General features: G+C 41.5%; 13 protein-coding genes. 9 read left to right on the forward strand and 4 right to left on the reverse strand.

Annotated features, from left to right (window positions below; genetic code table 11):
* Positions 1–260: 260 nt before the first annotated feature.
* The 3 genes from KWJ01_RS00625 to KWJ01_RS00635 all read right to left on the reverse strand — a co-directional run bounded on the left by KWJ01_RS00625 (position 261) and on the right by KWJ01_RS00635 (position 4598).
* Positions 261–515 (reverse strand): transposase, encoded by a 255-nt coding sequence (locus tag KWJ01_RS00625; RefSeq protein ID WP_224994332.1) that lies wholly within the window; start codon positions 513–515, stop codon positions 261–263.
* Positions 516–2101: 1586 nt separating this feature from the next.
* Positions 2102–2698 (reverse strand): hypothetical protein, encoded by a 597-nt coding sequence (locus tag KWJ01_RS00630; protein ID WP_224994333.1) that lies wholly within the window; start codon positions 2696–2698, stop codon positions 2102–2104.
* A gap of 280 nt (positions 2699–2978) precedes the next feature.
* Positions 2979–4598 carry an SHOCT domain-containing protein gene (locus KWJ01_RS00635; protein WP_224994334.1) on the reverse strand — a complete coding sequence of 540 codons (1620 nt, stop codon included), beginning with the start codon at positions 4596–4598 and terminating at the stop codon, positions 2979–2981.
* Positions 4599–6458: 1860 nt separating this feature from the next.
* Between KWJ01_RS00635 and KWJ01_RS00640 the strand changes: the two genes are divergently transcribed.
* The 7 genes from KWJ01_RS00640 to KWJ01_RS00670 all read left to right on the forward strand — a co-directional run bounded on the left by KWJ01_RS00640 (position 6459) and on the right by KWJ01_RS00670 (position 13765).
* Entirely contained in the window at positions 6459–7154 is a 696-nt protein-coding gene (locus KWJ01_RS00640) for a hypothetical protein (RefSeq protein WP_224994335.1), read from the forward strand.
* 469 nt (positions 7155–7623) lie between these two features.
* The gene (locus KWJ01_RS00645; protein ID WP_224994336.1) at positions 7624–7998 is read left to right on the forward strand and encodes a hypothetical protein; all 375 of its coding nucleotides are present in this window, start codon (positions 7624–7626) and stop codon (positions 7996–7998) included.
* 679 nt (positions 7999–8677) lie between these two features.
* Positions 8678–8881: a hypothetical protein gene (locus tag KWJ01_RS00650; RefSeq protein WP_224994337.1), complete on the forward strand. Its 204-nt coding sequence runs from the start codon at positions 8678–8680 to the stop codon at positions 8879–8881.
* Positions 8882–9319: 438 nt separating this feature from the next.
* Entirely contained in the window at positions 9320–9658 is a 339-nt protein-coding gene (locus tag KWJ01_RS00655; RefSeq protein WP_224994338.1) for a hypothetical protein, read from the forward strand.
* Between the two features lie 206 nt (positions 9659–9864).
* Complete coding sequence (locus KWJ01_RS00660) at positions 9865–11421, forward strand: rhamnogalacturonan acetylesterase (RefSeq protein ID WP_224994339.1); 1557 nt, start codon at positions 9865–9867, stop codon at positions 11419–11421.
* A gap of 675 nt (positions 11422–12096) precedes the next feature.
* Positions 12097–13170 carry a class II fructose-bisphosphate aldolase gene (gene fbaA, locus KWJ01_RS00665; RefSeq protein WP_224994340.1) on the forward strand — a complete coding sequence of 358 codons (1074 nt, stop codon included), beginning with the start codon at positions 12097–12099 and terminating at the stop codon, positions 13168–13170.
* A 115-nt stretch (positions 13171–13285) separates the two neighbouring features.
* Positions 13286–13765, forward strand: a complete 480-nt coding sequence (locus KWJ01_RS00670; RefSeq protein ID WP_224994341.1) for a hypothetical protein — start codon at positions 13286–13288, stop codon at positions 13763–13765.
* A gap of 253 nt (positions 13766–14018) precedes the next feature.
* On the opposite strand, the gene KWJ01_RS00675 is transcribed toward KWJ01_RS00670, so the two are convergent.
* Positions 14019–14195, reverse strand: a complete 177-nt coding sequence (locus KWJ01_RS00675; RefSeq protein ID WP_224994342.1) for a hypothetical protein — start codon at positions 14193–14195, stop codon at positions 14019–14021.
* Between the two features lie 799 nt (positions 14196–14994).
* Between KWJ01_RS00675 and KWJ01_RS00680 the strand changes: the two genes are divergently transcribed.
* Together KWJ01_RS00680 and KWJ01_RS00685 are read left to right on the forward strand one after the other, a co-directional pair.
* Complete coding sequence (locus tag KWJ01_RS00680) at positions 14995–16491, forward strand: hypothetical protein (RefSeq protein WP_224994343.1); 1497 nt, start codon at positions 14995–14997, stop codon at positions 16489–16491.
* 64 nt (positions 16492–16555) lie between these two features.
* Positions 16556–20032, forward strand: a complete 3477-nt coding sequence (locus tag KWJ01_RS00685) for a hypothetical protein (RefSeq protein ID WP_224994344.1) — start codon at positions 16556–16558, stop codon at positions 20030–20032.
* Positions 20033–20039 lie beyond the last annotated feature (7 nt).

Genomic DNA, 20039 nt, shown 5'->3' on the forward strand with positions numbered 1-20039 from the left:
TCCCTTCCGCACTTTTGCCCAGCAAGACTTACCCACATTCCCACCAGCATGACGACAATAGCAACTTACCAAGATTTTAGATTTTTGTAAAGAGGCAATATCGTAGCGCCTCTTTCATACCCTCACAGTTGAATTTAATAAAAAATTTAATCCAACCGTCAGATCAAGTCTTGACTATTCCAACAAAGGCGACCCCATAGTTCACCCGAGCTCTTTTTCTCTTTCCTAAATTAGGACATTCCCTATAATATTCTCAAGCACTAATCTAAAGGACGGCCCCGCGTCTCCTTTAGACGTTGATTCTCCCTTTGCAGCTGCCGCAGTTCATCATCTTTAGTGTGACCCTTGCCTGGAAATGCTTTCTCCCCCTCTTGTTCCACTTCTATTATCCAGCGCCGTAAGATGCTTAGATGCAGACCCAGATTACGGGCTGTTTCACTGACATTGCCGCTCTCCTGAGCCAGCCTAACAGCCTCCTCTTTGAACTCTTTGGCATACTCCTTCCTTTTTGCCATAGTAGTTATTGGTTAGATTAAGTTAATATTCTCTTTTCTAACCCTCCACTTTTTTAGGGGAATTCCAGGAGAATCCTTCAAAAACATCAGGTAGCACCTGTAAAAAAGCAGGGTAGGCATATCAAAAGCAAGAGATACAATCGCCCAGTTCCAGGTGATAGGGAACAGATGGATGTAACTAAGGTAGGCCCTAAAACCTACCAGTTTACAGCCATTGATGACTGCACCCGCCTAAGAGTACTGAGGCTATACCCCAACAAGAGCCTGAACAGCTCTCTAGCTTGACTGTCTCGTACTACGACAATTACTGACTATCTGTAGCTTGCGAAAGCAGGCTATAAAAAAGTCGTTGTTTCGAATATAACAAAGTTGCTGCTTGATGTTGATCTGGACGCTCACTTCCTTAAACCCTGTTCATACAACTTTTCAGATACTTTATTCACTTGTAATAAAATCTGCCGATTTGCGAGGGAGAATGTAGTAATGCCAGGAGTTACTGGCATTACTCTGCTAGTATTGATAGCCTTATTTTAATTTCATCCTGAGAGAAATGATTTCTCGTCCAGCTGTGTGATTTCCACTTGATCAATTTGCTCTTAGGTCTCTTGTTGCGCAATTTCAGCCCATATTCCTTGTAAAGCCGGTAAACTGCAGCGGCGGACCGCACGTTTATGAATATCCCGCCAGTCCTCTCTTCTTGACAGGGGAAAGATGCACCAGTAGCCTACCGGATACTTATCTAAGCTATTTCACGCATTCGTTTCCTTATAGGATAGAAGCTCACTGGCCTTAGAGATGTAGTACCACAGTGGCGTGTTACATCAACACCTTTCATCCCTGTCTGATAGACACTCGTTAATCAGCGATTAACACTTGGGCTAGACACCTCAATAGGCCCGGTCGGCGCTCAGATGGCCTAGGCGCCCCGCATCAAAGCTTTTATAGCACATCCTGTATCATTTGCTTGTCAATACTTATTTCTGCAATCAGTTTCTTTAACTACTGATTCTCTTCCACACCGGCGCCGGACGGCCGCTGCCGCCCGGCGCCAACTGCCTGATTTTGCGCACCTCATAGACTTCTAGCTCACCATACTTTTTCTTCCAGCGGTCCGATAGGGCGCTTAGCTGCAGCAGTTGTAGAATGTTGCTTCGCAGATGCCCATCTTGCAGCGGGGACGGCCAGTCATACTTCTTCTACCTTCACTCCCGTCTCCTACTGCTTGATGGCAAAGAGAATTTGCGCTTTTGTGAACTTCGATCGCCCGGCGGCCAAGAAGGCCGACTCCAGGGTTTCATGGCAATCTGCTTTTGTATAAGTTGATAAAATGCCTGATTCCACTACTTTACAACGGTTCGATTTATTGTGGGGAGGTCAATGAAATATTTAAGGTAGGTGCAGGTGCGTTGAGAGTGCTTCACCAATACACCTACACCTAGTCCAGCAGCTATCAGCTTATAAATAGCAAAGAGGAAGCATTCTAAGCATTAGAGAAAATATAACTCTTTCTGCTTTCTCTTGCTGTTATTACTATACAAGATCCTTCTACAGGACTGAATAACATCGCAATGAGACATTGCCGGTGGTTATTTGCAGTATGGGCAATCGGGTGCGTTGCTCGTTTTCAAATCATTATAGTAGGTACACACTGCTCTAACCTCTGGGTCGTTCAGCGATTTACCTTGCTGGCATCTATACATCCAGGCATAACCGCAGTAAGCATCTAACTGAGCATCACCTGTATAACTATCAAAAGAGTCTGGACAAGATGTACTCCCTGATCCAGATGATCCACCAGAGCCTCCCTGACCGTTGGTAGATTTAAAGCCGTCACTCCATATCCCTCCTGATCCAGGGTTTTCGCGCCCGTCTTTGTGATACCACATTTTCTTTCCGTCAGCATCGGTATGGGGTCCTTCTGTGTAACCCAGGCTTTTAGGACTTTCATCTGTATGATAATAGTAATAATATTTGACCATATTGTTTGAAGCAAACTTTGGGTCAACATAAATCTCACCTTCAGGGCCGGAGTACTCCAACTCATCAATAAACTTTGCGCTGTAATAGGCATTACCTGATGCCCAAAGTTCCATCTTTTCAAGTGTTCCCTTTTTAAACTTTTCACATCCTGCAGGAACAAACAGCATGGATACTAAAACAGATAAGTACAGAATTCTCTTCATAGGGTATATGGATTAAGTGGTAAAACATTATCTGTATTGCAGCTCCTTGGGAGAGCCCTTTATGTTGGACATTAAAATAGTAGAAGCCGCTGTTGTACTTAACTATGCTGTTTCGCCTGCTAACGCTCTTGCTAAGGTGTGGTATAGACCCCGATGTAGTTCTTGCAGAACTAAATAAATTACCTAAAGCCCGGCCTTAACTCATTCCATATGTATATGTTATATCAAATAACATCCATCATATTGAGCTAGCGACTCCTGTTACAAGCCATGGACAATTTTATTTAGAATCATTAAGCAGTTTCATTTTGGCTTTCTCAAATTCTGACTGTGTAATGATTCCTTCATCCAGAAGCGCTTTGAGCTTTTTTATTTCATCCGCTACGGAAAAACCAGTCTTTTCCTTCACATGGCTGCGAAGGGAAACTTGCCTGACAACCTTTTGGTCTGTTTGCGGTGCATTTACCAATCTGTCAAAAGAATACTTCTTGGTAACAGGCATTTCAAACTCATTCAATGCTTGGAAATAGACAGTTGTTTCACCATTTTCTTTGGCAAAGTAAACTCCAAAAGGCTCTATACTCATGATGAATTTCTTTGGGCTAGTTAGATGCTGAATATCTATCATGTAGAGATTATTACCAATGGTATAGAGCAGGTGCTTTTCATCCGGAGAAAGGGATAACCTGGGGAGATTGTAATATGTCAGGTAAGAGGATGCATCGAAGCGAAAGTTATCTTTTGTAAGAAAATCAAAAGTTTGTAAACCCACCGGTAGCTCCGCTTTGCTGATTTCCTCATCAAAATTATTCCCATCTAGCGCTGTATTTTTCAGATCAATGGTACCGATATTGCCACTTGCCGTCGTGAAATACAAGTTGCCCTTTCGACTAAGCACCAGTCCTGTGAGTTTATTCTGAATTACTTCGCTGGGGTTCTCACTGGCTTTTGTCCCTTTGTCAAAGGGTTTGACAATTTCAGCCTGAGTAGCCCAATACAATTGACTGCCTTTCTTTCGGTTAGCCCACCAGATGTATAGTAGCTGCCCATCCTTCTCAAAGTTTAAGTAGCGCGTATAATTGTTGTTGAAATCATAATCCATAGGTTCATCATCAGATTTATCAGGTGTGCCTTCCGGAAATACAAATTCAGCGTCCGCATTATATTTAAAAGTCTGATATCTGCCTTTAAGGGTATGCATATTGTAATTCCACTGATAAAAGGAACCGCGCATGGTGGAAATAAATGAATATTGCAGCGTATCGGCTTTAAGATGTGTATTCATGATCAGGTCGCTGGTGGTCTCTGTAGAAACATCCTTCATATCCATAGCATCTAGCTTTATAGCCTCTCCGTTAGCAGCCTGCACAATATAGACTTCAGATTTGCTCAGGCAGTCATTACACTCTCCACCTTTCGGGATACGACCTGTATTTAGTACAAACCATTTTTCATCTGGCGAGATAATTATCTCCTGGGGCTGCGGGCTTTTGGAGGCATTTATCACCTTGTCAAAATTGTCTCCATTGTTACGTTGCTCAATGGAAAGCATATCTTTCACAATTCTTTTATCAGCACTAGTGTATCGCAACGTACCATTTTCAGCCCTAAGTGTGGCTCCACTTGCAAAATCATAACGATAAATAGGTGTGATTTTACTTAAATTGGTACGAATAATACAAGCATCAATTAATGCTTTGCCTAGCCGGCTGTCTACCTCAGCATAAAGCATATTATTGGAGACGCCAACATAGTTGCGATAGTCTTTTTTAAAGGACTCCAATTTTTCGGCATCTTTCAGGTAAGCAGCGGCTAAATCAAATCCTACACCAACTGCCAGTGCAGTGCTGTTTGAGCCAGTTTCCTGCGCTATATGCTGCAGAAAGATTGGATCATTCATAAAGATGCCCGGTTGGTATTGTTTAGTTTTCTGATTGATAGATGCATATAACTTTTCTGGTCTGTTTATCAGCAGGTCAACACCCTGTTTTAGCTGCTGTAAGGCAGGTAGCTGAGCTACCTGATCATTGCTGAACGCTTTGCTTAGGTCCCAGTATATCTGTCGCATGCTTAGATCTCCATTAGTACCTAAACCACTACTGTATGAGAGAAGGGTATTCTTCAGTGTCCCCTGCGGAAGCATGCCTGCAATATCATACAGTTGCTCCCGATCGACCTTTAGCGGGTTGTGTGCATCAGAAGAAAGATTCTCCAGAAGCTGATCTACTAATGGCTGGTCTGCATCAGGGGTTTCGTTCACTTTCAGAGGATCAGGGGGTGTATTGGCGGGGGTATCTTTTTTTGTAGTTTGTATCTGCGCCATACTTCCCCAGTGCGGCTCCTTGTTCAGCAGTTCTGGACAGCAATATGGTTGGCCCATATTAATGATGTTTTGCTTAGCAGCTGTAATAAGTTGCCCAACTTTTACCTTATCCTGGGCTTCTATTGTATAAGTGGCAGAACAAAAGTAAAGTGCCAACATAGCACATTGTGAGCAGCTCTGTGCATCACCAGTTTCTGTTAAACGTTTGTATTTAGCCATGTCCGCATTTTTCTGCTCGGTGCACTGCGCATAGGCAGTTATCTTACAAAGCACTAAACAGGCTGTCATCAGCATAAAAAATTTATGTCGAACAAACATGAATGAGTTGTTTAAAAAGACAAGAATTTAACAATGTTTTAGATGACCGGAGAAAGTGGCATTTTCAAATAGACACAGTTAGACACGCATGCCAGGATCCAAATCAAACAAATTATTGTACAAATTAATTGATTAAGTATTAGGTGTAGTAAATGAACAAGCCCTATGAAAATAAAGTGATGTAATGTTCCAGCACCTAATGCGTATAATATTCTGTAAATAGTGAATTAACCTACTAAGATTTACCTATGATTTCCCAATGCTGTTAATCAAAATTCACTCTTCATCATATAGCAAAACCGTTCAAACCAGTTTGTTTGGAATATTTACCTGCAGAACAACGCACCAGAAGGGTCAGAAGTCAGGCATTAACAAACCAAACCTTACACTTGGAAAGAAAATCAACATTTAGCATTATCTGCTCATGGAGTGATTTGAATGCCAAAAAAAATGTTTCTTTTAAAACTGCTGTCGGATTTGTGGAAGTTTGTTTTCCTTGAATTTTACTTAAGCTTTGATACCAAATAGCATAAAGGCTTTACCAAAGTATTCTTAGCCTATCAGGTTCCTGTATTACTCATATCTATTAGCAGGTTAGCGCTAGATTCCCATTTTCCATATTCATGAAGCTGCAGATATGCTAGTACTGCAGCTTATTTCCGCTAAATGAAGTAATAAACTGCTTATTATTGCAGAATACACGCACATATACACATCTTACACCTTAGGCTTTTTTATATTTAAAAGATAGCAACATAGAAGCACTGATGTCATCCAGCATGGGTCTGATGTATTTCATATATGAATTACACTGCATTTACTTTATCTCAAAGCATGCTGATAAAGTAAATCATCATTTGCATGTTTTAAGCATATAGTGTAAATAGATACTCTTGAAGAAGAGGGAGTAATAGCAAATGAGAAGGTAAGTTCGCAGACATACTGGAATATATTCTGGATTTTAAAGGCTGGATCAGACCTCCTCCTTACATCTACTGCACAACAATCCCTATTGCGAAATAGCACCATTATTTTTCTATGTCTTAAGTTTGAAGTCGAAATATCTGGCATGTATAAGCAGGAATGATATACCCTCTCAGCACCTTTTCAGTGAAGAACATGAAATACAAGCTACTCTTAGCTATTGGCCTTAACCTCTTAGCAGTTAATTTACTAATGGCACAAAAGCTGGTCCTCAAACTGGATGAAGATGTGATACAGCCAAAAACAATATTTGCGTACTTCCCCAACTACTATCAGTGGCAGGTGCATGAGGGCGATAAGCAGTATATTATCTTAAAAGGATCTGCCTCACTTGTGCGCAATGGCAAAAAGGTAGTAATAAAGTCCATTGCAAATATGTCTGGCACCAACAATTTATTTGATAAAAAGCTACTGCCGGGTGCACACCTTGTGGTAGAAGTACAGCAAATTGGTGATCCAGAAACCAGGCAGACAAAAGACACAAATATCCAGGCAGCCGTACTTTTTAATGATAAGCTTAAAGCAAGACCAAACCCAAAATGTCTATTATATCTCAATAATTCAACCGACTACTTCTATGAAGGATTGAACCCCCAGCAACTGGAAAGTGTAAAATTTGAAGCGCTGGAGGAATATGCTTTTGAAAAGATGAGCATTTACCATGTTCGGGGCGTTATACCAATACAACAGAACAATTATACGAATCTGCAAACAGCTGCTGAAGGGCTGAAGGGAATGATAAGAGATGCCTCTGTACAGACTGGGGACCGACTGGTGCTGGAAATAAGCGGGAAAGATGTCGTTGTCATAAACGTGCCTATTGTAGAATAGGCTTCAGGGGGAATCATGATTACAAGTAAATTACAGCCGATCTAAGTGTCTGGTTTCTCATTGTCTGTTATCTCTAAAAAAATCAGAATGAGAGGATTTCAAATATGATAGAAGAGTGAGATCAGCTTATAAGGATATCACCACCTGGAAGCGAAGGGTGCTACTGTATACTATATTGAAAAGATATCTCCGTAAATCTGATCCCTGTGCTTCATTCTTTTCCTGTCTATTCATCCAGCAAAAGACCTGCAGTGCATGGATGATAGCTTTAGTTTCTTTCCTAAATATTCTGATGATCCGCCAGTAGGTCTACAAAAGCTTTGAAGAACTGAAAAATTTTACTGAATAAGAGGCTGAGTAAAAGCAGTAAGAATGTGACAACCAGCTAATGAATAAGTAATAATTCTGATACATTCCATATTTATTTATAGCACCTCTGCGAAAGTAAAAGAGCAGATCCACAGTTTATATGATCATAAGAATAGTAGGCACGCTGATACTTCTATTGGTATCTTTTCCTGATGGCTATAGCCAGATCAGACCACAATCAGATAAAATAGTATTAGAGGGCAATATAAGTATTGCTGTTTGGCAACTACATGACCAGCAGATGACTTCCCCAAAGATCAAGAAAGGTGCTATGGAAACTATTTACATACGTGTGGAAACACTTGCTAAATACTGCACCTACCGGATTAAGATTTCAGATGATAGTGGTAAAGAATTTATTCCTAAAAGTGTAACAACGGTTGATGGAACTGCTAAGGTAGAAATCAAACTCCCTAAAACTGGAAAGTACAAGTTTAGGGTATATTCTGACTGTCCAGAGAATGTGTACTTGTGAATGAAAGAGAGCCCAGCGCTTGCTCTTGGCGGGCAAATGAGCGTAGGAGATATATCCCTGGAAGTACAAGAGTAGCAGTATATAGGCGCTACAAAGTTATATAGGAAACAGTCCATCAGCTGATGTGCCAGAAGTAACTACTTTCTATACAAGCAGGTGCTGTTCGGATCTGCTGAACAGAATTCAAGTAAGGGGTTGATAACTTCAGCAATCATCTCTGATCCCCCACACTTTTCCCACTTCGGTTATTTCCTTTCTACAGTTTGCCGTAGTGGTTGTATGAAGTTTACCTGAAATGGTAGCTTTGTCGATATCTATCTTGCGGCGTAGCCGGCGAGGTGCGGCCGGCTAGTCATACTTTTTCTACCATCACACCTGTTGCCTACCATACCAATCTAATGCTATGATGTTTAAGAAAACCTATGAAAGCAGCTCTTGTAAATCGCGGGGCGAAACATAGTTACCTCATTTAAAATATCGATGCGGCGTTCCGCACTGGATAGCCTAAGTTGGCATCTCTTTAGCCCATATGAATTCCGCTCACTTCAAATAGTTGTGTAACAATGGGTTCTGACTGGCGTTGGTAAGATAGTGTATCAATGATTTTTAAAAGCTTTTGCTTCTCTGGGGGAGGAATCCTCAACTTACCTCCTTAGAGAGGCAGGGCAGGCAAATAACTATGGCAAACAATGTGATTAAAATACGTTACGACATAGAGAAGGCAGAAGCATGTAAAGTAAAATTTCATCCGCAGATGGTGATGATGGATATGGCCTACAAGCCTACCAAATTTATAGCTGATCGGGAAAATAACTGCTGGATCTTTGAGGTGGAGCAGGTCATTGAACCACTGCCCCCTTACCTGTCAGTTGAAGACCAGTAAAGAATGCCAGTCAGATTAACCTGAATGTATGCGTTAGCACACATGCTACTCAAGAAAATGTCATATGGGTACAGAAAATACACATAACGTCTGTCTTGTACCATCCAGCACAGTAAAAATTTGCTTCCGTACGCAATCGATTCGTTTAGAACTTCAGCACAATTCTAAAGACGCTTCTGATCCATCACAGCCGCTCTGCTGCACAGCCTGAGCCAGAGGACTCCTGATTGATTTAAGGCAATTGTTGCGTTAAAGGAACCATGCACCACTTCCACAATCCTGTCCTGCTCTCAAACAGGACAGGCCAGAGCTGAATCTCTTCTAACTTCCCAAAATCACCGCAAAATTCAAGTTATATTATAGATTGACGCTTTAAGAGAGGATCTTTTTTAAAAAATTTAAGATTACAGCAAGGTCTGTATCTATTTTGTGTACTACATGAATAAGCCTATCATAGCCTTTTCAGTTTTTAAGTTCATTTTGCTTTCTGCTTATGCGCTGGTGCATGGAACGGACTCCTGGATGGTTGGAGATCCAACCATGGTCTGCAAAAAGCCCGAGCCTGCCCTGGAATCAGGCTGGAGCCTAGGGGTGATGCCTCTGAAAGGGATTCTGGTTTACACCCACCTGAAGCAGGAGGGAGCAAGACAGGTTGCTGGCTTGTTTGTAGAGGATGTTAAAGCGCAGCAATTACCCTTAGTAAAATTCTTCAACCAGCCATCTTTTTTACCGTCGATTCGAAAAAGCAAAAAAAACACTACAGATGCATCAGGATAACATCCACTCCCTCAGTCAAAAAACTTTAATCTTTTTTATGGGAGCAATGTTTAAACTTTATTTAGGAGTTGAAGCAGTAATGCCTGGATGGAACCCAAAGCCAGTGCATTTACCAGGTATTCAATTCATATGTCTTAACAGCTTTTTCACAGAATCTAATTTTGCTCTTATCCCCTAGAGCCCGGAGCAGTTACAGCTTAGTTATTATGAACTGTATTTTTGAAAAAATGCCCTTTGAAAAGCAAGTGATTTCCCTGCTGATGCTGGTGCTTATTCTTTCTGCATTTCAGCAACAGGAAAAGCCAACTTTGTATATTATCGGAGATTCTACAGTGCGATACAGCAGCAATAATGGAGGACCCGGTGGTGCTGGCTGGGGCACATTTATTCATGAGTACTTCGATACCACCAATATCGCAGTAAGCAACCAGGCAATGGCAGGCCGTAGTACCCGTACTTTTCTCAAGGAAGGGCGATGGAATAAAGTCCTTTCCTCGCTAAAGCCAGGGGATTTTGTAATGATGCAGTTTGGTCATAACGAAGGCAGCATTCCCGATACCACCAAAGCAGGACACCGCGGAGTGCTAAAAGGCACCGGCACAGGAACAAAAGAACTAGTATGGCCCGACGGCTCTCATGAAACTGTGCATACCTATGGCTGGTACCTAAGCAAGTTCATTGAAGATGCCAAATCGAAAGGTGCAGTTCCCATTGTAATTTCCATGATTCCCCGCAACAAGTGGAAGGACGGAGCCCTAGAGCGGGCGGATGAAGATTATGGCAAATGGGCAAAAGAAGCTGCAAAAAAAGGAGGGGCCTATTTCATAGATCTAAATAAGATTGTTGCCGACAAATATGAAGAACTGGGGCCGGAGCAGGTGAAAACCTTCTTTCCTAAAGACCACACCCACACCGATGAAGCCGGTGCCAGATTGAATACAGCTTCAGTAGTGGAGGGAGTGAGGGGCCTTAAAAGACTTAGCCTGAACAAATATTTAAAGAAAGCGGAAAAACAAAAACCTACGCTGTTTCTCATTGGTGATTCTACGGTAAAGAATGGACGTGGCGACGGAGCAGGAGGTTTGTGGGGCTGGGGTAATTTTATTCCCCCCTTTTTCGACACTACAAGAATCAACATCGAAAACAGAGCTATGGGAGGTACCAGCAGCCGCACTTTCCGCACAAATGGCCTGTGGGAAAAAGTATTGGCGGATGTTGAGAAGGGTGATTTTGTAGTAATGCAGTTTGGCCATAACGACAATATTGCGCTTACGGACACCCTTCGCTCCCGGGGAACTATGAAAGGTGTTAGTAATGATAGCGTGGAAGTATATAACCCACTTACCAGACAACAGGAATGGGTGCATACCTATGGCTGGTACATGAAACAATTCATCAACGAAACCAAAGCAAAGGGAGCTACACCCATCGTTGCTTCTTCGGTTCCACAAAACAAATGGGAGAATGGAATCTTTGTGCCAAGTTATGAAGATTATACGGCCTGGGCACAGGAGGTGGCAAACCAAACCAATACCTATTTCATCAACCTGAACCAGATCATTTCTGAGGGATATAAGAAGTTGGGAGAAGAGAAAGTAAGAAGTGCATATTTCAATGCAAAAGACCGAACGCATACAATAGAAGATGGCGCTGAATATAATGCAGCGGCAGTTGTAGAAGGTGTGAAGTCAATCGGAAGCCCCTTAAAACATATTTACTGGAGTATGGAAAACTTTAACAGCTCATATGAACTAAGGCTATGACAAAGGAACAGCATGCCTCCCAGGCAGCAAAAACTACTGATCAATGATGTTTAAACTTCCATCAATCAGGGAGAACAGAGTGGGGTTGGAGGAGAATTTATTAAAAAGTTAGCGCTCCGCCAGCAGACCATTGCTGAAAAGGATGCACGCTAGTAGATCCGCATCATCCTCTTCCAGGCATGCCTGATCATTATGCACCGGATAGTATGCACATGGTCGCTTCAGAACATGAGATAATCACCGAATGATTCATGGATACGCTGCTGCAATCAGTACGCCAGAAATGTATAATCCTGCTAACCAGCCAAGGGTTCTGCCGGACGAATTTGTTAATCCTCTTAATTAGGAAATTGATGCAATAGGACAGATATTTTCAGCTAGAAAAGCAAAACATTAGACCAGCTTGATACTATCTTTGTTCTGATACTTGCGGCAATACTTGTTTAACAATCAATACTTTTGGAAGTATTATCCCATCAGGATACCGCCACTTGTATAAAGACTAATGCTGCAAAATAATTTTCAATAGCACATCCCGAAGGGATAGGCTTTAGCTTTAGCAGCGGTAACATACAACTTTATTTGTATGGCTTCCGTGTTGCTGAGGCAGGGGTAAGGAAACAAACAGTGCAGTCATGAACCAATGAAATTTATTTACAACCTATTATAAACAACATGTCTAGATTTAAACCCGGAGTTTTGTGGGGTCCTGCCCTTAAAGAGTTATTTGATACTGCAAATGCAGAAGGCTGGGCAATGCCTGCCGTAAATGTAATTGGCACTCACAGCATAAATGGTGTACTGGAAACTGCGAGAGAAGTAAATTCTCCTGTCATCATGCAGTTCTCCAATGGTGGTGCTCAGTTCATAGCCGGAAAAAGTCTGCCAAACGACAAGCAACAGGCATCGATTGCAGGTGCTATTGCAGGTGCACATCATGTACACCTGATGGCAGAAGCCTATGGTGTTCCTGTAGTACTACATACAGACCATGCTGCGCTCAAACTCCTGCCCTGGATTGACGGCCTGCTGGACGCTGGAGAAAAGTATTTTGAAAAGAACGGCAGACCCCTCTTCAGCAGCCATATGCTGGACTTGAGTGAAGAGCCCCTGCACGAGAACCTTGAGATCTCAAAAAAGTACTTTGAGCGCATGAATAAACTGGGCATGCACATCGAAATCGAATTGGGCATCACTGGTGGTGAGGAAGATGGTGTAGATAATTCCGGAGTTGATAACAGCCTACTTTATACCCAGCCAGAAGAAGTAGCCCAATCTTATGATACCTTACGTCAGGTGGGTGATAACTTTCTGATTGCCGCTGCTTTCGGAAATGTGCATGGCGTGTATAAGCCAGGGAATGTTAAGCTGATGCCAAACATCCTGCACAATTCTCAGGAGTTTATACGCCAGAACAGAAACGCAAATGAAAAGAAGAACCCGGTAAATTTTGTATTCCACGGTGGTTCTGGATCAAGTGCAGAAGAAATCTCAGAAGCCTTGCAATACGGGGTGGTGAAAATGAATTTAGATACAGACCTCCAGTGGGCATTCTGGGAGGGAATCTTTAAATACTACCAGAAAAACGAAGCTTACCTACAAGCTCAGTTGGGCAATCCTGAAGGTCCTGACTCACCTAATAAGAAGTACTATGACCCGCGCCAGTGGGTACGTGAAGGTGAGAAATCGCTGGTTAAACGTTTAAAACAATCTTTCGGTGAGCTTAACTGCCTGAACAGAAACAGTTAATATAGACCGATAGTAGTTTAACAATAAAAGGAATTTTATTTCCATATGTCAACTTTGGTACAAAGCAGGCTTTGGATATAAAATTCTTTTTTTTCGATTATTGAGTAGTTGGGTTATGAAGCACTACCTTATCCCATACGGGCTGTTAATAATAAGTCTTGCCTTACTGTTGCTCGACAGAATAACTGATTTGGAAATTAATTCAATCATTGTCTACTTCTTTATCCTCTTTATCGCTCTTGGAACAGGACGTTTGATAATAGGTGGATCATCATTCAAAATAGATATCAAAAAGGCTGTTGGATTTGCTCTAATCATAACAACATTGGCTTATATAGTAAGGTCATTCATAGTATGGGGCGGCAATTGGAAAACACAAACAGTAGTTTATCAAAACCTTCATTTGCCCAACAGGACTGTAGAATTTCAGATGCAGGATATCGGCGCTAGAGGATATAACAGAAGGACGGTTGATCGAATAAAATTATTCCCCTTTATCGACTGGATTAGAGATATAGATGATGCCAACATTGACACTGGAACCTGGAAAAAGGTGGATATAGATATAAATGAAATAGGTCTCAAAGGCGGATAAAAAATAAAATAAACACATCCCAATCGAGTAGCCCGCCGTGAGCTAAGTTACTCACGGTGATGCTCTCACACCACCTGGCATACGGGTCTCGTGCCTGGCGGTTCACTAGGGATAGAATAGCTGCTCTTTACACTGACTATTCCCTTGTCGGAGTTTAAGATAGGGCTAGCCATGCCTCCCTATAGAATTTCGGACAACCTATCGTTCAGCCCTTCATCACCTTGTGAGACCTCCGTCTGTCTATGACAGCTCGTTACCAGTAACTACTATGGCCTTTGCCGCCGTGCGGCCCCGTGACTTTTTGTCTCATATAAACCGAATCCTTTTCAAGATCTCCACGGGTAAGCGCATATTCCCGCGCCACGGTGGCTTCCTCCGATCCTGCGGCATCTACTAAAAAGAGATTGTTGTTCAGGGACTTTGACACCATGCGCTGCCTTACCCGTTCTTTCTAGCCTCCGTATGGCGTTTCTGTTCGTCAGTACCGGATTTTGCCGGTTGGCTTTTTTCACTGCATAACTCACGGTAAACCAGCCTGCCACTTGCTAACAGGCTTCGCCGGGGCGGCCCTCAGTAACTCGCTTGTAGGGGACTGGGCCGCATTCGGCTTTCACCCTCTGGAAAATTTGTTATCTTCCATACCAGATGTGCATACCGGACGCACACAGAATAAAACAAACACACCAACAGCTTTCAGCCATTGACAATGCCAGTTTTAGGTTCTTCTACAGATCAGCGACACAGCTACTCTTGCCTATGAAGCAATGAGAACTTATTTCACCTGGTTTACCCCACTGCTGCTGGTTATAGCAGACCACTTTTTTACTCTCACTCTTCATTGATTTTTTAATATGCCTTAGTCCCGCTATCGTACAGGATAAGCATATTACCTAGTTTACAAAGCATAAAGCGTAACCAGCATTTATATGCTTTTCAGCCACTGGCCTTTATTTATCGCCCATCTTATCAAGGATTGATATGGGGTCAACCCAGACGGAGAAAAACTTTGTAGAAATATTTTTTAATTTTAACATTATATATAAGGGTTGTTTTTGATCATTCTTTACATCTAAACCGTTAGTATATATAGTGTTCACCTCAAAGGTTTGAAAGGGAAAAGCAAATGACGGTAATGATTGATCTGCTGCAATTTCTGGACATTAAAAATATATTAAAACAAAAGCTGCTTAGAGAAATTATTTATTCATACCGTTAACCTCTCTTCAGCTGTGCGTTTGTTTCTGACCCTGCTTGTGTTGCTGTTGCCATTTTATGTACTGGCACAAAGCCCTCTGCAATACCCTATTGCACAGGACAGCCTGATCCAGCGGCATACGCTTTCGATGGATACCTTGCAGGCGCATAGGGATAGCTTAGCCGCCAAAGCCCAGCATAGGCTGGATAGTATCCATCAACAGTTAAGCCTGGTACAACAGCAACTGGATAGCCTCCAGGAAAAGGGAGATGTGGGTGTAGGTCGCATGCAGGACAGCTTGCAGCATCTATTAAGCAAAGGACAGGCTTTTGAGCAAATGATCCTTGAGCAGCAGCAGGCTCTGCCATTGCCATTAGCCGATGCACCAGGCTTACAGCAGCAACTGGATCTTCCACAGCTGGGCTTATCAAACAAGGAGGTTCCTGGTGTGGATGTCCTGCAGGGAGGAGCAATGGATCTGGACTTGCCAAACAGCTCTTTATCTGAATTGACGCTGCCTTCAGCAAAAATGCCTGTTACAGGTTTATCAAAAGATGTGCTATCCAAAGACCTTCCGGAAAGTCAACTCCCTGACATCTCACAGGAGAAGCTGCTGCAGGAACAACTCTCCCTGGGTCAGCTGCCGCAGGAAGTACCTGCCAAAATCGACAGCAGTACTTTTTCAGGTGAAAACCTGGATAAAAGGCTGGAAGAGCAGCTGCTTAAGCAAAAAGAGGTGGTTGCACTCCAGGAACAGTCAGGCCTGGCAGAAGACCCACTGAAGGACTACCTGCAGCAGGATGCCAAGGACCTGGCACAACAACAGGCAGGAGAACTTCCATTGAAAGGGCTGCCAACAGATGGTGTATTGCAAGGAGACCTAACCGCAGATCAGGTCCAAAAAAAAGCTGTCGATCATTTTGCAGGCAAAGCAGAGGCCCTGGCCAAGGCAAGAGGGGATCTCAACAAGCATAAGGGCAGGTTCAAGGAGATCAAAAGCGTAAAGGAACTGCCTAAAAACCCGCTCAAGCGCCACCCCCTGATGGGTGTCGAATGGTACAAAAGAGTGGTTCCAGGATTACAGTGGCAGCTGGGTAAGGAAGATGCCATTAGAATAGACATAGGACCAAGACTTTCTTACCTGGTGACAGACAAGCTGGAGTTAGGAGCTTCCGCACAAGCCAGAACAACAATAGGCAAGTCAGTGCCTTCCTTTGTTTCTCTGAACCATGACAGGGTATGGGGCTACAGCCTGTTTGGAAATTATGAAGTAAAAAAAGGCTTCTTTGGGCAGATCAGTTATGAGCGCCTGAACACGCAGGCTATCCTGCTGCCTGGTCAGCAGGAGCGCCTACGGGAGCGGCTATGGGTTGAAGGGCTTAGGATGGGAGTGGGAAAGCGCTACACCCTCTACAAAAGGCTCAGGGGCTACAGCCTCATCGAATATAATTTCAGCCCTTCTATTCACACGCCTTACCGGCAGCAGCTGCAGGTAAAGATGGGAGTAATACTAAAAAGGAGTATTAAATGAAGTAAAATAAATAGATAACAAGTGAATCTACATTTTAAATAAGGTTTTCATAATACAATTTTATATGAAGAAGCCATTATTAGCTATTGTATTCCTAACTATCTCAGTGATCCATGTACTGGGCCAAACAGCACCTGAAGATGTTATTGGACCTTCACCGAATGCTGCAGCCTTCGATAAATATGATAACGTACCAGTCGATTATTATACAGGTGTACCCAATATTGCTATCCCCCTCCATACTATCATAAATAAAGAATTACAATTACCTATATCTTTAAGTTATCATGCAGGAGGGATAAGGGTTGATGAAGAAGCAAGTAGAGTTGGTCTTGGGTGGGTGCTAAATGCGGGAGGCGTAATCAATCGGGTTGTAAATGGTATTGATGATTTTGATTCGCAGTATGGATATCTAAAACATGATAGTCCTGAATTTTTTGATAATCAAACAACTGAAGTCTTGAAAAGGGGGGACAACATATCACATGGAGAGTGTGAAAGATACATAGCGGGGCGTACTGTAGATTTATCCGATTATTTAAGTGATGTTTATGAAACAAACGAGCAACTACGTTATGATTTGGAACCTGATGTTTATACATACAACTTTTTGGGACATTCAGGAAAGTTTTCATTAAAAAAGAACCTACAAGCTGTAAAACAGAAATCTAATGCTTTTGATATTAGGTTGTTGAGCAATGCAGGAGAAGGTTTTCAGATCACGGATCCTACTGGAATTAAGTACATTTTTGAAACAACTGAAGCTTGTACGATCTATACAGGTAACATACCTCCTAATTATATAACTAGTTGGTACCTAACCAAAATAATTGCTCCGACCGGTGCGGAAATAAACTTCCATTACACCTCTTTCGAAAATCAAGATAACACTGTAGAAGTCTTATATAATGTGAACATCAAACATACACTATATGGAAGTAGTGGAAATCTTGAAGATGTACAATGTGCACCTGCTAATGGAGGCCAACCCTTATACAGTTACAGTTCCTTAAAAACTTACAATTTGGTTCTGCTAGATTCCATTACGTATCCCCACGGTTGTGTTTCATTCCGATATGATACAAGAATAGATCTAAAGGGAGACAAAAGGTTATCGAAAATACATGTCAGAAATAATGCTAGCCCTTCTTTTAATACTTCTTTTGAATTAATAAATAATGCTTATTTCACCGCAAATGCAACAGGAGGGGGTTTTACAAAGCCAAACACAACAACTGATGAAGACTTATTCTACAAGCGATTGAAGTTAAACGAAGTAAGACAACAAGATGCATTTGGGAACCATGGTAAAGTTTACAAGTTTGTTTATGATGAAAATTTGTTGCCTGCCAAGAATTCCTTTGCAAGAGATCACTGGGGGTTTTATAATGGAGCTAGTGGTAATAGCACTTTTTTGCCCGCAATGAATTATATAAATCCCGCAAACAATGCATCAACAAAGGTTGTAAAATATACAGGTGCCGATAGGGAGCCAAATTCATCTTTTTCTCAAGCTTTTCTTCTTAAGAAGATTCATTATCCTACAGGCGGGGTAAGTACCCTCACCTACGAGCAGAATGACTTTGACATAGGTAAATCTATCAATGCGTTAGGTCATGTTCCTTATCCGGAAATTGAAGAAATATCAGAATCTTATTACACCAGGAGACTTTCAAACACTGATAATAATGAAAGCTTTTCCTTGAATATACCTGAAATAATGTCTGGAACAGAAATTGAGCTTGTCATTAATTCCAGAGAGGGGCAAGATCAGGGGGGAACACCCACATATCCAGAATCGGCTTATTTAGAAATTTATGCAGAAGGAGCAACTACTCCAATAAAATATATTGCCTTAGGAACCCCCTCAGAATGGGAATCAATGGGAGACAATCGTTTTCGTAGGGTAGATCAGCCTAATCTAGCTCCTGGAAATTATACTGTTGTATCTCACATTGGCGATAATGTACTGTTCTTGAACTACATTGATTTTACTTTTACATTCACTTCCCAAATAAATTCCACCAATAACCATGAAGTAAGAGCAGGAGGTGGTGTAAGAATTGCAAGAATAGAAAACTTTGATCCTATTGCTAATAAAAAAATTATACAAAAGTATGAATATAGCTACAAAAAGGATAGAGACGGTGATGGTGTATTAGAGGAATACTCTTATGGAAGAAGATTATCAAGTTTACGGTATATTTCCGAAGAACTAATTCCAGCTTGTAAGGGTGGAGCACTTGCCTGTAATCCTTTTAGTATATCATCTTCTAGTACAGTTCAATCTTTGAGTCCTGTTGTGGGTTATGACACAGTTATAGTATTGTACGGTGAAGGTGGGGAAAAAGGTAAGTCAGAATACTACTACGAAAATGTGTCAGATTTAGAAATTCGGTACCAAGGCACCAAATATGATTTAGCGCTTGAGAGACCTGTTGGTGTTCAAAATTTTATCAATCCTAAGAATGGCCTCTTAAAGCAGAGTGTTGATTTTAGGTTTAATAATATGATAAATACTTTCGAAAAACAAAAAGAAGTAATCTATAATTATGTTTCTTCTCCAGTATTAACTCAAGTAGGAATACGAAAACTTACAACAGTTTATTCAAAGGCATTTACTGGTTCCGAGGATTATCTCTGTTTTACGGACTATTGTGATTGGAGACTTGCCCAATATCCAGCATTTCAGTCATCTTGGATCTATCTTGCTTCAGAAATCATCAGGCGTTACGATAATAATTCTAATCAATTTGTAGAGACAACTACTGAATATTTTTATGAAAGTGATGACCCCAAGCATTACCAACCTGTTTCAATAAATAAATATAATAGTAAAGGAGGTAAACTGATAACTATACTTAAGTACCCTCATGATTTTGCTACTGTTGCTCCTTATACTTCTATGGTTAACCGTAATATAATTGCTCCTGTTATTGAGAAGTTGATGTACAAAGATGGAGTGTTTTTAACAAGTACAAGAACAAATTATAGAGACTGGGGAAGTGATATAATTACTCCAGATACAGTAGAAACTCGAGAGGGGCAAAGTGAATATGAAACAAGGTTACGTTACCACAACTATGATGAAAAAGGAAATATTTTGACGCTTTCTAAGGAGAAAGGTGTGCTAACCAGCTACTTATGGGCTTATGGCAAGTCATTACCAGTCATTAAAGCAGAAAATATTGCTATATCAGACTTGGAGACCAAAGTAGGACAGGTATTAACTGAAATGGGGTATTCCAATGGAATAAGTGATTTGGAGAAATTTTATTCCTCACTTGGAGATCTTATTACACCTAATGAGAAGTCAAACTGGAGATCATTCAATGAGAAGCTTCGTGCACAATTTGTTTCATTGAATATATCTGTAGCAGTTTATGCTTATAATCCGATCTTGGGCATGACAAGTTCATCATCCCCTTCAGGTGATATTAACTATTATGAGTATGATGGTTTTGGAAGACTTATACGTGTACGGGATGATGAAATGAATGTCCTTAAACAGTATGAGTACAGATATGCACAGGAACAATAGCTTGGAT

The sequence above is a fragment of the Cesiribacter sp. SM1 genome (assembly GCF_020178975.1).
Classification (GTDB): Bacteria; Bacteroidota; Bacteroidia; order Cytophagales; family Cyclobacteriaceae; genus Cesiribacter.